The organism is Nitrospira sp. CMX1 (assembly GCF_054902215.1).
This window is the reverse complement of the sequence record NZ_JBUBKD010000035.1, coordinates 1-14,631: the sequence shown is the minus strand read 5'-3', so window position 1 is coordinate 14,631 and position 14,631 is coordinate 1. Positions and strand designations below refer to the sequence as shown.

Annotated in this window: 14 protein-coding genes and 1 pseudogene; 9 read left to right on the top strand and 6 right to left on the bottom strand. The window is 53.5% G+C overall.

The window, feature by feature from the left end:
- Positions 1 to 101: 101 nt before the first annotated feature.
- The gene (locus tag ACYX34_RS09395; RefSeq protein WP_462076299.1) at positions 102 to 2,048 is read left to right on the top strand and encodes a B12-binding domain-containing radical SAM protein; all 1,947 of its coding nucleotides are present in this window, start codon (positions 102 to 104) and stop codon (positions 2,046 to 2,048) included.
- A gap of 59 nt (positions 2,049 to 2,107) precedes the next feature.
- On the opposite strand, the gene ACYX34_RS09390 is transcribed toward ACYX34_RS09395, so the two are convergent.
- Positions 2,108 to 2,365, bottom strand: a complete 258-nt coding sequence (locus tag ACYX34_RS09390) for a hypothetical protein (RefSeq protein WP_462076298.1) — start codon at positions 2,363 to 2,365, stop codon at positions 2,108 to 2,110.
- Positions 2,366 to 2,467: 102 nt separating this feature from the next.
- On the opposite strand from ACYX34_RS09390, the gene ACYX34_RS09385 reads away from it, so the two are divergent.
- Entirely contained in the window at positions 2,468 to 3,397 is a 930-nt protein-coding gene (locus tag ACYX34_RS09385) for a PhzF family phenazine biosynthesis protein (protein ID WP_462076297.1), read from the top strand.
- Positions 3,398 to 3,652: 255 nt separating this feature from the next.
- Positions 3,653 to 4,087, top strand: coding sequence for a CBS domain-containing protein (locus ACYX34_RS09380; protein WP_462076296.1), 435 nt, complete (start codon positions 3,653 to 3,655; stop codon positions 4,085 to 4,087).
- Positions 4,088 to 4,161: 74 nt separating this feature from the next.
- Here ACYX34_RS09380 and ACYX34_RS09375 read toward each other — a convergent pair whose 3' ends face one another.
- The 3 genes from ACYX34_RS09375 to ACYX34_RS09365 form a co-directional block, all read right to left on the bottom strand.
- Positions 4,162 to 4,674, bottom strand: coding sequence for a MogA/MoaB family molybdenum cofactor biosynthesis protein (locus ACYX34_RS09375; RefSeq protein WP_462076295.1), 513 nt, complete (start codon positions 4,672 to 4,674; stop codon positions 4,162 to 4,164).
- Positions 4,675 to 4,742: 68 nt separating this feature from the next.
- Complete coding sequence (locus tag ACYX34_RS09370; protein ID WP_462076294.1) at positions 4,743 to 5,069, bottom strand: (2Fe-2S) ferredoxin domain-containing protein; 327 nt, start codon at positions 5,067 to 5,069, stop codon at positions 4,743 to 4,745.
- 110 nt (positions 5,070 to 5,179) lie between these two features.
- Positions 5,180 to 5,623, bottom strand: coding sequence for a gamma-glutamylcyclotransferase family protein (locus ACYX34_RS09365; protein ID WP_462076293.1), 444 nt, complete (start codon positions 5,621 to 5,623; stop codon positions 5,180 to 5,182).
- Between the two features lie 177 nt (positions 5,624 to 5,800).
- Between ACYX34_RS09365 and ACYX34_RS09360 the strand changes: the two genes are divergently transcribed.
- The gene (locus tag ACYX34_RS09360) at positions 5,801 to 6,277 is read left to right on the top strand and encodes a hypothetical protein (protein WP_462076292.1); all 477 of its coding nucleotides are present in this window, start codon (positions 5,801 to 5,803) and stop codon (positions 6,275 to 6,277) included.
- A gap of 213 nt (positions 6,278 to 6,490) precedes the next feature.
- Here the strand turns inward: ACYX34_RS09360 and ACYX34_RS09355 are convergent, their stop codons facing one another.
- Together ACYX34_RS09355 and ACYX34_RS09350 are read right to left on the bottom strand one after the other, a co-directional pair.
- The gene (locus ACYX34_RS09355) at positions 6,491 to 8,419 is read right to left on the bottom strand and encodes a cytochrome c/FTR1 family iron permease (RefSeq protein WP_462076291.1); all 1,929 of its coding nucleotides are present in this window, start codon (positions 8,417 to 8,419) and stop codon (positions 6,491 to 6,493) included.
- Positions 8,420 to 8,826: 407 nt separating this feature from the next.
- Complete coding sequence (locus ACYX34_RS09350) at positions 8,827 to 9,162, bottom strand: Rieske (2Fe-2S) protein (protein ID WP_462076290.1); 336 nt, start codon at positions 9,160 to 9,162, stop codon at positions 8,827 to 8,829.
- Positions 9,163 to 9,318: 156 nt separating this feature from the next.
- On the opposite strand from ACYX34_RS09350, the gene ACYX34_RS09345 reads away from it, so the two are divergent.
- The 5 genes and pseudogenes from ACYX34_RS09345 to ACYX34_RS09325 form a co-directional block, all read left to right on the top strand.
- Positions 9,319 to 9,864 carry an HNH endonuclease gene (locus ACYX34_RS09345; protein WP_462076289.1) on the top strand — a complete coding sequence of 182 codons (546 nt, stop codon included), beginning with the start codon at positions 9,319 to 9,321 and terminating at the stop codon, positions 9,862 to 9,864.
- 221 nt (positions 9,865 to 10,085) lie between these two features.
- A complete protein-coding gene (locus tag ACYX34_RS09340) occupies positions 10,086 to 10,757 on the top strand; it encodes a precorrin-2 dehydrogenase/sirohydrochlorin ferrochelatase family protein (RefSeq protein ID WP_462076288.1) in 672 nt (223 codons plus the stop codon).
- A 9-nt stretch (positions 10,758 to 10,766) separates the two neighbouring features.
- Positions 10,767 to 11,075, top strand: coding sequence for an MTH1187 family thiamine-binding protein (locus ACYX34_RS09335; RefSeq protein WP_462076287.1), 309 nt, complete (start codon positions 10,767 to 10,769; stop codon positions 11,073 to 11,075).
- A gap of 427 nt (positions 11,076 to 11,502) precedes the next feature.
- Positions 11,503 to 14,364, top strand: a complete 2,862-nt coding sequence (locus tag ACYX34_RS09330; protein WP_462076286.1) for a hybrid sensor histidine kinase/response regulator — start codon at positions 11,503 to 11,505, stop codon at positions 14,362 to 14,364.
- 31 nt (positions 14,365 to 14,395) lie between these two features.
- Positions 14,396 to 14,631 (top strand): annotated as a pseudogene (locus ACYX34_RS09325) (hypothetical protein); the annotation flags it as partial.

Genomic DNA, 14,631 nt, shown 5'->3' with positions numbered 1-14,631 from the left:
CGGGTTTCGTGTTCCGAGTTTCGGATTGGAATTGGAGCATTTGGTCAACTCGTAAAACACGAAACACAAAACTCGTAACTCGAAACAACGCAAGCATAACAATGCCTACACTGCTTCAAATAGACGGCCTCGTTCCATTGGCCAAAGCCGATCGGAAAAAGTCAAAAGTTATGCTGCTCTTCCCGCCTGAGTGGGTGCCGACGGCTCCGTACCTTGCGCTGCCTTCTCTGACTGCCGTACTGCGCGAAGCAGGGCATACGGTCATCCAGCGCGATATCAATATTGGGATGTGGGACCACTTCTTCAGCATGGAGTTCCTGATCTGGGTGAAGGCTCGGTTGGGAATGCAGCTGAAGATGCTCCAAGAGAAAGAGAAGGCGGGTGCTCTTACTGAACGGGAGATGAACCAGCTGGCTGTCGTCGAGCAGGCCTATGCACGCGACCTGTTCGATCTTGCGGATCGGGCTGAAGACGCCAAGCAAATCGTCCGTGGCGAGCGGTTCTACGATGCGGACTTGTTGGAAGGGGCCCTCAATACCTTCCGTGAGACGATGGTGTATATCTCCGCTGCCTATTATCCCGCATCGCTCGTCTTTTATCCGATGGAAAGTAACCTCGGCTATCGACCTGGCGTTTCGAAGGAAGTGTTCGCCTGTTTGGAAGACGAACAGGTGAATGTCTATCGGGATCTCTGCAACCAGCTGGTCCTTCCGGAAGTGGCTAAAGAGCAGCCTGATGTCATCGGCATCTCCATTGGCACGCAGATGCAGTTGTTGGCCGGGCTCACGTTTGCCAAGTTGATCAAGGAATCATTCCCGCATACCCATGTCGTGGTTGGTGGCAATGTCATCACACGTCTTCAAGAAGACCTGACGTATCACGAACGATTCTTTACAGAGGTGTTCGACTCAGCCATTCTCTATGAGGGTGAGCATGCGCTGCTGTGGCTCATTGAAGCGTTGAACGGACAGCGACCGCTCGTGTCCGTGCCTAACTTGATTTATCGCGACACCTCAGGTCTGCATCGAAATCCTGAAGTCTACACAGAGAAGACAACCGCCCTGCCGCTGCCGGACTTTGATGGAATGCCGCTGGATCGATATTTCGTTCCTGAGCTGATCATTCCCTACCTCGCGACACGTGGCTGTTATTGGGGACGTTGTACATTCTGCGACCACGGCCAAGGTTACTTCGATCAGTATCGGGGCATGCCGGCCCAGCTGGTCGTTGATCAGATCAAGGCGCTACGGGATAAGTACCACTGCCGACACTTTTTGTTCAGTGACGAATCCTACCCACCGGCGCTCTTCAAGAAAGTCTCCCAACTCTTGGTCGACCAACAAGCCGGGATCAAGTGGACGACACTCATTCGATTCGAAGAGACTCTGCAAGACCAGGCCATGTGGGATCTTGCGGCCAAAGCCGGCTGCTGCACGCTCTATTATGGGATGGAGTCGGCGAACGAACGAGTGTTGAACCTCATGGACAAGCATGCCAAGAAGAGCGTGATCCAGCGCAATCTTCAGATGGCGGCCCAATCGGGGATTTGGAACCATGTAATGGCCTTCTACGGGTTCCCAGGTGAAACGTTCGAGGAGGCGATGGAGACTCGCCAGTTCGTCCTGGAGAATCAGCCTGTGATTCACTCACTGGAACTGTTCTACTTTGTCGCCTATCGCCATACGCCGATGGTGCGTCATCCTGAGAAATTTGGGATTACGATCCACAAACAGGAAGAGTACGATCTCCCACTCGATTACTATTACACCTTGAATGACCCCAGCACCTTGTCTTGTCTCGATGCGATGCAACTCTGCGAAGAATTCTACAAGCAGGATTTTCACCCCTGGGCTGTGCGGGTGAACTCACGCGAGCATGTCTTTCTCTACATTTCAAAATTCGGAACCAACCAGTTGCCGCAGATCTACGCGCAGCAGACGCAACCGGTGGGATCAGCAGACGGGGTTTCCGGCTTGATTACCTGGCCAGTCGCACAGTCACAGGGCGATGAAGGGATGTCGCGTGTGACCAGTCACGAGGCGAATTAGTCAGTAATGCGCGTGATGTGGTGTGTGAGGCGAGAGTCTGTCTGCCGATTTCCCGACGCCTATTGGTCGGAGTCGTCCGGGATGAACACCGTGGAAATCAACGCGTAGGCGGCCTCAACAGTTCTGGTCATTTCTTCTGCTTTCCGAAACTCTTGTGTATATTGACTAGGATTGTTGGTGAGGCCTGCATAGCGGGCTGGGTTCCAGGTATAAAGCTGGACACGCTTGGCCCGTTCAAGGTCTTCTACCGTGAAGGGGTGAGTGAGGCCCAATACGTCTAAGGCATGGGCGATGTCTTGCTCAGTGAGCGAATCCATCGACGGAGTGTGCCAAAGCAGGTATATTCTGTCAATCATAGTGCCGATAATTACGGAAAGAACTAGGCTCTCGGTGTGATCGAGATGACTTCAGGAGGAGGCATGGCCGAACAACGAACACTCAAGTTCTATCAAGCAGACGTGTTTACGACTCAACCGTTCGGTGGGAACCCTGTTGCGGTGTTTCCTGATGCCGAAGGGCTCACGGATGATGAACTCCAACAGATCGCTCGAGAGATGAACCTCTCGGAAACGGTGTTTGTGTTTCCACCGTCAGATCCTGCCGCAGTGGCACGATTGCGCATCTTTACTCCAGCACAGGAGATCCCCTTTGCGGGCCATCCGGTGCTGGGAACGTTTTATATACTGGCTCATCTGAAACGGATTGCGCTGACGGAAGGTGTCACCTGTCTCATGCAGGAATGCAATATCGGCGTATTTCCCGTTGAAGTGCACAGTGAGCAGGCACGAGTGGTACGTGTCGTCATGTCTCAACCCAAGCCGGAGTTTCTCGATCCTATCACGGCGGTTGACGAAGTCTATTCGATCGGTCAGGCCCTCGGTTTACCAAAACCCGGAGTTGTCGAAACCAATTGGGAACTTCAGGTCGTCTCCACGGGCTTGCCGGTGTTGATCGTTCCGGTGAGGACCCTCACGGCTGTGCGCTCGATCATCCCGGACGCATCCGCGATCACCGCTATCTGCGAACGATTTGGCGCCAACGGGATCATGGTCTTCACGACTGTGACGGTCGAATCGTTCGCCTCAGTCCATGCACGGATGTTTGCACCGAAAATCGGCATCTTGGAGGATCCTGCAACAGGGAGTGCGGCTGGTGCCTTGGGGGCCTACTTGGTTCACCACGGGATTGCTGACGTCGGACCCACTACCGATATTCTCGTCGAGCAAGGCTACGAGATTGACCGGCCTTCACGGATTCTCGTCCAGGTGGAGTCTGACGACGATGTCATTCAAGGAGTGAAGGTCGGTGGGCATTGTGTGATGGTCATTGAAGGCACGCTCAGGTTCTAACAAGGCGCTGAGTGCCCCGTGGATTCTTCTGCTTCAGTTTTTTGACACCGATATTATTCAGGTCTGACGGCGCTCTCGTGTCGCTTTTCAGCAACCTTCGACTTGATGGCTTCACATATCGCGATGCGTGAAATCCACTCTTCCTGCCGCCTGTTTTGAGCTCCCCACATATTCTGTGCTACCATGACTGAAAGCAACCTGAACGTAGCCGGCGTTCATTCCTTGTAACCTCATCCGTCAATCAAGGAGGAAGTCATGTCCACAGTCGCACAGATTATGACTAAACGCCCTAAATCGATCGGGCTTAAGGCATCCATCGCGAGTGCCGCCAAAACGATGCGTCAGGCGCGAGTCGGATCGTTGTTCATCAAGAAAGGAAAGCAGTTCGTTGGGATCGTGACGGATACCGATATTGTGAGGCGGGCTGTCGCATCCGGAAAGCCCTTGGGGAGACTGACTGTCGAAAAAATTATGACGGCTCCGGTGTGCACGATCGAGGGAAGTGAGTCTATCGATGACGCACAGGCTATGATGGCTGATCTCGGGGTACGCCATCTTGGCGTGACCAAGAACGGCGAGCTCACCGGTGTGATTTCTGTACGTGACGTGTTGTCGTTTTATAAACGATACGCGCAGTCAAAAATCTCCACTGAGCTATCCTACGAGGAGCCCAAAATCACACAGGACTAGAAAAGTGTTGAATGCTGGGATATGAGTGCTGATCGATTTCAATAGACAAGCATGTTGTCCGCAAGATTCAGCACTCATTTTGCGAGCTGCTGCACCACGTGGCCGAGTTCCGGCAAGATGAGCTTTTCCATGGCCATACGGACGGCATTTTCAGAACCAGGGACAGAAAAGAGGACCCGTCCTTTGATAACGCCGGCGGTCGCTCGGCTCATGATGGCAGGCGACCCTATTTCTTGGTAGGTCAACAGCCGAAAGAGTTCTCCGAATCCCGGCAGTCGCTTCTCTAACATCGCATCGACAGCTTCGAATGTGGTGTCCCGCCTCGAAACCCCTGTCCCTCCGTTGATGATCAGCGCTTGAACGGCCTCGTTGGTCACGGTCCGGGCGATCCAGAGTTGGATCTGTGCTGGATCATCCTTCACGAGATGATATCCGACAACTGTATGGCCCTGGTCTTTGAGGAGCTTTTGAATCAGCTGGCCGCTGTTGTCTGTATCGGCGGTACGGGTATCACTGCAGGTAATAATCATGCACCCAATCGAGCGGGGTGCGTAGGCTTTATGTTCGTGAACCGTCGGTGCCGTCATTATAGAAGATCCGTCACGTTTTCACTTACCACTTGCAACAGTTACGTGTCGTCAGTTTCTGCTGATCGCTATTTCCACACTGCATCGGGGTTGAGTTTAGCAGCTGGTGCGCCCTTCGTCACGTGTTCATCGAGAATCGTGGCGACATCCGCTTCTGTGACTTTGGAGTACCAAGTGTTATCGGGGTAGACAACCACCGTCGGTCCTTGTTCGCAAGGCCCAAGGCAGCCGGTGGCACTTACCAAGACCTGCCCTGGCGGAACAGCGCGCTGCATCAAGCCCATATTGAACGCCATGAGCAGTTGAGCTGCTCCAGCTGATCCACATGACGGCTTCGGATGACCAGGGGGGCGAGAATTGGTACAGACAAGAATGTGATATTTTGGTTTTGGCATAGTCTCCTCAATGTACGCTGAGCCACCCGCTATCACGGATCAGCCACTGGCTCAAATCTAAGATCCATCTGTGGTTGATAAGGGAATGCTTTGAGCTGTAGAGTCTTGTGTTACCTCGGCCTATAGGACTCCCATTCCTGGATGACACTGTCTGGAAACTTCCACTGTTTGAGCCCTTTGAGTACCCAATCGAGGTAGTGATCTTTTGGCCTAAACTTCCCGATTGGGTTGGCGGCATAGGTGGTGACCAGCTCTTTTTCTCCTGCCTCAGTTAAGACCGTTACCTGGAGATGGCGGTAGGCACCCTGAGGCACATCTTGCTCAAACTGATCCATGCTGTTCACATCTTCATCCGTTAACTCGAACACACCGCCCCAGGCTTGTTCACCCTGCGAAGGGACAACACTGGCAAGTCCGCAGCGCCATTGCGATGACCATCGACAAAACCTGACAGTATGATCCGACAGAGTAGCACGGTACAGAAACTTATGTTCCGGAGCCCGTCGCTGAAGTTGTGATGGATTGAGGAGATCGCCGTATAAAAAGAACTTCATAGCCTCTACTCATACTGTCAGAACTCTGATGGATCCGAAACGTACTTGTAGCACATCAGCTTTTCATCAGACAAGCAGGTTGCATCGCCATCCGCACTCTGGTTGGATTGACAGGACATTCCGGATGTTCCTAAGATACAAGGCAGCGAAGGATTTTCCAGCACTGAACCTGTACGCATGGCTAGCAGCGCAACTTCCTTACGATCGTTCGGCACCCAGGTGATCCAGTATGCTGTCGTGGCGGTCTTGCTGCTTGGCGGACTGTACTATGCGTGGGTGACGTTGCCATCGACGACTCCATCGAAAACGACGCGAGAGGCTGAAGCCTTGGCCCTCGTACAGAATCATCCGGCTATCGGATTTTCCTCGATTTTAGACGCCATGAATGAGCACGTTCGTAGCATGAAAGCACGTGGGCAGGGCGTGCGGCTTGGCGAATGGCGTGTGAAACAAGTCGAAGGGCAGATCTATGAGATACGTGTGCAACTCCGCGATCAAAGTGTGCGCGGCCAATGGTTCGAGCGGGAATTTATTTGGCATGCCCATCTCGATCTCAAGAAGGTGAATGCTGCCTCCTTGCCGGCTGATGGCGTGACTCCCCAACCCCCGGATACTGACCCACAGTCACTCCCCCCCTTTTCCCCTCCATCATAGGCCCCACTCGAAGTTGCGTCCTCCCATTGGATGTGTTCAGACCTGGCTTTGCGTAGAGGGTAATGAGAATTTGACTGGGTTTATGAGGTTCGGAGACTCTTGCTACCTCGGCAAGAGAGTGGGGAGGGTAGTAGAGGACTCTGCGTTAGGAACGGCTCTCATTCTTCTTACATTGCCGGTCCAAATGAATGTCACGACCGAGTTGTGATTGGGTTAGTCAGCCTTTTCTCGGTTATACCAAATTCCACCCGCAATCAAGGCGAGGATCAGCGCTTGCGGCACAAGACTCTGCACGGTCGGGTGAATACCCAAGAGCGGCAGTGAGAAAAAACGAACATTCGTCACATCGAGCACACCTGCCGCTTGGAGTGCTGTGATGCCGTTCCCCACGAAGATAACGGCCATCACTGCCAACAAGCTTGAAGCGACGGTGAAGAATGGCCCGATCGGCAGACGCACGCTGTAGCGAAGAATCGTTCCGCCAATCAGCAGCAACAGTACCGATGCTGTCCAGATGCCCCACACAACCGCATTCTGTCCTATCGCCCCGGCCTGTGACCATAACGTCTCATAGAACAGAATCACTTCGAATAGTTCGCGGTACACCACGAGGAAGGAGAGGCCGGCCATCGTCCAGAGCGTCCGTGTGGCCAGTGCGCTATTGAGTTGCTCGCGGACATACCGGTTCCAGGCTTGCGCGTTCGAACGACTGTGTAACCACCACCCCACGTAGAGCAGCATGCCAGCAGCCAGCAGAGCTGTAAGGCCTTCCGTCAACTCGCGGTTTGCGCCAGAAATGCTGAGCATATAGCGGGCAAGACTCCAGGTTACGGCCCCGAGTACCATCGCTCCGATCCAACCGAGGTGGATGTAGGGGAGGGCGTCACGTCGGCCTGTCCTCACGACAAAGGCGACAATGGTGGAAATAATTAAGATCGACTCCAGGCCTTCACGTAGCAAGATCACCAAGGAACTCACGAATGCGGTATTCGGGGATAGGGTGCTGCTGGAGAGCCTCTCTGCAGCCCGATCAAGTAATGTCGTGATCTTCCTTGCCTGTACGGTGACGGCTTCAGATGTGTGACCTTCGGAGATGGCCGTACGAAGGGCCATCATCTCGCGCTCTATTTCCACACGCAGCGATGGATCCACGTTGTTGAGGGCGGACTCTACCAGTTCGACCCCCTCAAGATAGGCGGCGATCGCAAGGCGCCGAGCCTCTTCCTGATTCCCACTGGCATAGGCCAACGCAGTCTCCTCAACCTTCATGCGCGAAAAGGCCAATGGCTCGTGCGCTGCAGTCTGCAGGACATGTGGCCGTTGCGTGAGATAAGCACGCACAGCGTCGAGTGACGAGCCGGCAGGAGCTTGTTGACCTGGTGCTGTCGTCACAAAGGTGCGTAAGGTTGAGAATTCTGCTTGCCCCTGTCCTTGCCGCCAAAGTTCCTCGCCCGTTGTCACGACAATCGGATCGGTGCGCAGGCCGGCGATAAAAAAAGCCAACGCCCAACGATCCGCTTCAGACAGATCGTTGAAGGCGCGCATTGGGGTACCCCGTACACCAAGCGTAATTGTGTTATATAACCCGTACAGGCTACGCTGGCGCATACGGAGTTCATCGTGAAAGTTTCGGGGAGCCGGATCCATCCCTTTGGCCAATGGCCCATCTCCCTTGCCCTGTTGCCCATGGCACCCGGCACAGTGCTGTGCAAACAACTTCTCGCCCTGTCGGAAATCTGGAGCCTGGCGCGGCGCCACACTCAGTTTCCAGGTTTGAATGACATGGACAAGCAACTGATGAGCGAGTGCGGAAATCTCGCTGCCCGACGCCTTCCCCTCAATGCGTGTCAGTAGCTCACGGGCCTGCTGCATTAACAGGTCTCGCTCAGACACCACGGGCAACTGGCCAAGAAGTGTGATGGCCTGGGCGGCAAAGTCCCGTTGTTCTGCGTACTCATCCTGTTTGATCACCTGACCGTTCTGTACGGACTCAGGGTAGTCGACGCTGACATAGTCAAGCATATGGACGATGGCTTGTGCCTTGTCGTCGGTCGCGTCCGCCAATGCGAGGCTGTGAGGGTTCATTGCCAATAACGCAATGGTCAGCCCCCAGCGGAATGCATCGAAGAAGGAGAATCTCATGGACTAGTTCACGATCAAGTCTTCGATGTGCTCGAGCCGTGCAGGTTCACGGTCTGTCAGCACTCGGATCTGGCTGCATACTATTGATCTTGTTTAAGGATCAGCCGTAAGAGTGTCGCTGTCGTTACGATTGAGGTTCGCTCGTTGTCAATAACACCACAGTCTGCCGAGCAGGAAGCGCAGGCAGAAAGGTACTGTACAGACTAAAGGAAAGTTGTCCGATTCTGCAAGGGCGTGCGCGTTATGACTTTTTGATGACTCTGTCACTCTCTTGCTCGGTCTGCTCCATGGGCCCACCTTCATAACTGCATCTGAAGGTTGAGTGACGAGTCGTCCCGACATGGCTTTGGAGAGGGGAAGGGAGCGGTTTCTCTCAGGAATCGGTATTCGGCCATCGATTAACGGACTCAATTCGATGGGGGAAACTGCAACTCGACCGGCAGTTTGATCTCAATTTGACCATCCACGATGCGTACATCACAACGAGCCACCTGAACGTTTGGGTTGCCGACGCGCTCTCCGGAAACGATGTCGAATTTCCAGCCGTGCCAAGGACACTCAACTTCAGTCCCACATAATTTCCCTTCACCCAACGGACCACCCGCATGCGGACAGGCGTTATCGATGGCATAAAACGTTCCGTCCAGGTTAAAAACGGCGATCCATCCCCCCTCAACTTCTACCGTCCGTCCTGTGCCGGAAGGGATCTCTGAAATAGAAGCCACTCTAATGTAATCGTCCATGAAAGATACCTCCTCCCTCTCGAGTGAACGTCGCAGAAGGAACATCCTTACTTGATTTCATCGTGACCTTATGGCATAGAAACACCGTGATGTAGCTGGGCCCATCGGACGAGCTTGTCCCGAATATGGGAGCTCGAGTGAGGATGAGGTTGCTGCATGGAAATGACCCTCCTGCTTAATTCAACGTATGAACCCTTACGTGTTGTGCACTGGCAAAAAGCGATCGCCCTCCTCTGGCAAGGGAAGGTCGAAGTGTTGGAAGTGTACGATCGCGAAATCCACGGGATTTCGCTGTCGATCAAACTGCCCTCGGTCATGCGATTGCTGAAACTCGTCCGGTTGAAGGACAGTCATCGCGCCGTCAAGTTTTCTCGCATCAACATCTTTACGCGAGATGGATACTGCTGTCAGTATTGCTGCCACAAGTTTCGAACGGAAGAACTGACCTTCGATCATGTCGTTCCTATTGCCAAAGGCGGGAAAAAAACATGGGAAAATATCGTGACGGCCTGTTGGCGCTGCAATAATCGGAAAAGCGGGCGCACGCCGGAAGAGGCTGGCATGAAGTTAAAAAAGAAACCAGTGAAGCCTCGTTGGAACCCCGTCATTACCATCACCATTGGCATCAGGAACACACCGGAAAGTTGGCGTGACTATCTCTACTGGAATTTGGAGTTGGATGCAGACCCAGTTGGAACCTAATACCTCATCTCACCGCGAAAGAAATAGACTCTCCATGTTCGGTTGCACGTGAGATTTCCTCGCCGGTTTGGCACTGAGCCAATTCTCACGTGTCTTCCTTCAGCGTGTCCAGCATTATAGCTTCGTCGCACTGATAAAGGAGGGCTGGGGTTTACAATCCCCTCTTGCATGTGTCCCATCTCTTCCCGGATACTAGGTTCTTTATTTTCATGGGAGTGGGAATGATGGCTGCTAATCCTGGTTTTCCCTTGGTGTTGGACGTCAAAGGTTGGCCGGTTCTCGTGATTGGCGGCGACGATGAAGCCTCGGAGAAGTCCGAGCGCCTGCTTGAGTCCGGGGCACGGGTGACGGTACTCAGCCCAACATTGAATGAACCGCTTCGCCAGCTGGCGGCATCTGGGAAAATTATCCATCGGGGACGTCATTTTCGTGACACGGATCTCGATCATATCATTCTCATCCTGAATACCATTCGAGGCGACCGTGATTTCGCGCAGATGCTCGTTGCCAAAGCCAGAGAAAAAAGGGTGTTACTCTGGTCGGTCGACTATCCGGAGGCCTGCAGCGTCACGATGCCGGCCGTGGTGGCGGCAGGGCATGTTCGCGTGGCAATTAGCTCAAGTGGGGTGGCCCCGGCCCTCTCTGGATTCATGAAAGAGGATTTGGAGCGGATCCTCGATGCTGAATTTGTCGAATTCGTCGAGTGGCTAGGTCAGTTACGGGAACAGGCCAAGGCGAATGAGCCGGATGCCGAGAAACGGCGAGCTTTGCTCCGAGAAGCCTTGGACGGCTTTCGTCTCCTGGGCAAAGTGCGGTATCCCACTGTATGGTCGGAACGACGGGCGGAAGCCGTGGCGAGTACGCCGTCTCAAGCAAGCGTGGAACCACAATAAGGAGTTGTCATGGTCTTGTTAGAATTCAGCATGTCGCCGTTAGGGAAAGGTGAAAGTGTCGGGAAATATGTGGCCCGTTCTCTGGACATCATTGATAAGAGTGGAGTCTCCTATCGACTAAACCCCATGGGGACGGTCTTGGAGGGGGACTGGGAGCAAGTTTTCTCGGTCGTACAGCAGTGCTATGAACGGATGAAGAAAGATTGCAGCCGTATTTCGTGCACGATTAAAGTTGACTACCGAAAAGGGCATTCCGGCCGTCTCCAGAGTAAGGTCGCCAGTGTTGAAAAAAAACTCAAGCGGTCTGTTAGACAGTAGACGGTCATATTCCCTGTACTCGCACAGTCGTGTCGTTCATCACTGATTCTTGCCCGCTCTTCAACTGACTGTTTCCCAGTATGCCCCATCTTTTGATCGGTATGGCCCCACGGATGCGAGGGGAGTACCCTTCGTATTGCAAAGTGTAAGGGGCCTCGATATACTCGCCGAGCCATACGTGCTATTCCGGTAGGAAAATTGTGCTATCGGTCATGCCTGTGCCTCGTTCGTTGTAGCAGGCGGTGGACAAAGGCCGTTACTCTGTTCATCAACGTCGTAGACGCCACCTAGTTGCCAACCAGATGTTTCATCCGGCTCCGCAACTAAATTGTCGTTCATGCGGACTTGACGTTATGTTCATCCGTCTTTGAGCAGAGCGAGCACAAAGCTGGATGACAGGGGCACTGTTCTGTAAGGGGATGACACCATGACTAGCAGTACGCTCGACAGCGCCGAAGCCAAATCCCCCCCCACGATTGAACTGTTCCCAAAAGATCGCACCATTCTTGAACAGAGTGCCATGGTGTTTCGTCCGTTCGGCTTAGATGAGCAAGGTCACACCATCCGAGATTTGAGTGGTGTCAGTATTCGCGCGGTCACAGTTTTTTTAGAGAAGCTCGTCACGACTCAAGAGGGACCGTCCGCTGGACAAGCAGCCGTCGAAGAGTTGTGTCGCCTGTTGAATGCCCGTATCAAAGATCCCGTCTATCATGTGACGCCTGAATTTCTAAAGACCCCGTGGAACAGTTATTCCTACGAATTTGCCAGCTATTTGTATGAGTTCTGCGAGCAGATATCCGGCGACTCGCGGTTTGCCTTCAAAGCCGGTGCAGAGAAGATCTCGCCCATCATGCTGGCCCTGACTCGCCCCTTCTCGATTTCGCAGATCTTTACGATGTTTCCCTACTTTGGGAATAAGTTTACCTCCGGCTCTGCCGAGTTCAGAGTGGTCGAGGTCACAAGCACGACGGCTGTGGTTGCGATGCGGTTTACTGAGCGGACGCTTCGTCAATTTGGTCCGTATCGAAGACGCTGTGCTTGTCTTGTGTGCCAGTCCGCTCAAGGCATTATGATTGCGATGGCCAGTCGAATCCATGGTCTCTCTCGAGCAGAAACGATTGAAACTTCCTGCATCGGGAATGATGATGCCTGGTGCCAGTGGACCATTCGATGGCAAGAAGAACGACGGTACGGGAAACGATTTTGGCGTAAGACATCCCTCGTGGAACAACCGCGACCGCTCGTGCCGACTCCGGAGGCATTCTCTGAAGCAGCGCGCGGACAGGCTGGCCTCTTACCGACAGCCCCCCTGCCGGTTGAATCTCGAACACATGCCCAGCAACAGTTTACCTGGTATCTCTGGGGAGGCCTATCTGGTCTGGTCCTCATGGCAGGGGTTGGTATTGTCAATCCGATGGTCAGCCTTGGCGAAGTCTTGTTAGTCGGACTCTGTCCGATCCTCATTATTGGCATCTTGGTCAATCGACGGCTTCTGCGAGAGAGCGAACGGCGCGAAGCGCTGATTCAGGAGCAAATTACCTTTGTTGAGTCGCGTCACGAAGAATTGCGGGAAGCTTACCTAGAACAGGAGCAGATGCGCGTAGAGTTGCGCCGAAAAGTGGCTCAACTGACGGCACTGCATCGAGCAGGACTCTCCTTCGGCTCGACGTTCGAACGAGATACGCTGCTTCATCAGGTCTTAGAGGCTCTGACACATGAACTCAACTACAATAGTGCCATGGTCTCCATGTTTGATGCAGGTCAGCAGACCGTCCAGCATATTCGACTTATCGGTGCGCCACCGGAAGTGGAAACGTTCGCCCAATCCTGTCGGATTTCGATCACTGATCCGGATAGTCCAGAAGGAACGGTGGTGCTGCAAGGTCACCCACTGCTGGTGAAGGATATTGAGCTGATTCGTCACCTTCTCCATCCGCTCAATCAACGCCTCGCTGAATTGAGTCAGACAAAAGCGTTGGTCGTGGTTCCCATCAAGACAAAAGACCGCATCTGGGGAATGTTGACGGTCGACCGCTCACATAATCAAACCGTCACGGAAGACGATCTGGAACTGATGACGACGGTGGCCAGTCAAGTGTCCATCGCCCTCGACAATGCTTCCGCCTACCAGCAAATTGAAGAGTGGAATGAAGGGTTAGAGGTCAAAGTTAAAGAACGTACCGAAGCGCTTGAGCAGGCCGATCGGCTACGGGCACAATTCCTCTCACATGTGTCTCATGAACTGAGAACCCCATTGACCTCCATTAAGGGATTCATTCAGAACTTATTAGATGGATTGACCGGGCCCCTGAATGAGAAGCAACAGCGCTATCTTGTGCGGATGTCAGAAAACTCCGACCGCCTGGTCCGCATGATCGAAGATCTCCTTGACCGCACTCGGATCGAGACCGGCCGGTTAGAGGTGCAACCCGTTGACATAGAGCTTGAACCCTGTCTTGCTGATGTACTGGAACAACTCAGGCCCTTGGCACATGCGAAACAACAGACGCTGGAGTTCTACAGCGCCGACACCAGGGTTGTCGTCTGGGCGGATCGAGATCGGCTGATTCAAACTGTCGTCAATCTTGTACAGAACTCTATTAAATTCACACCTTCCGGGGGAACGGTCACCGTAATCTGTACGATGCCGAACCACCGAACGGCCACCGTACTGGTTCGAGACACCGGGCCGGGGATTCCTTCGGAATGCCTTGACAAGATATTCGATCCGTTCTTCCGGATTCAGCAAGGTCATCGCACTGGTCCGAAAGGGTTAGGCCTGGGCTTATCCATCGTCAAAACATTGGTTGAGCTCCAAGGAGGAGAGGTAACGGCACGCAACCGTCCCGAGGGTGGGGCTGAACTGTCATTCACGATTCCGATCCATGCGACGACGACACCACAAAAACCAGAGTCGCAAGCGACCGAACAACACATCCTCGTTGTCGATGATGACCCAGATATTCAGCAATGGCTTCACGATCGATTAAAGGCCAGAGGCTACCTGCCGTGCTCGGCACTCGACGGACGGCAGGCCTTAGCGCTACTCCAATCACGGGAGTTTGATGGGATGATCCTTGATATCGGGATCGGCCAGATCGATGGTCTGGAAGTCTTACGACGAGTGCGCATGACGAACCAACGTCTTCCGATTCTCATGATTACGGCATCAGGGTCTCAGGAACTTGCCATGAAGGCCATTGGGTTAGGGGCTCAAGCCTATCTACTCAAGCCATTCGACACCCATCAGCTCCAGCAAACGATGGATCGATGGTTGCAACGTGTTTGACCGTCAGTGTAGAGGAGGGCAGAGTATCTGCATGCTTACCAGAAAAATCCAACGTGACTTCAGAGCCGGGGTTTTTAATACATGGGCAGGGAACCTTCTCCCCATCTTCGTCGCCATCATGTGGTGTTCTTCACCCGCGTTTGCTCAGATACCAAGAATTCAAGGTCAGGGCGCCCCTGCATCCGGAATGGGTAATGCCTTTGCGGCCCAGGCCGACAACCCGTCTGCGTTGTATTACAACCCGGCGGGAATGACACAGCTCCGTGG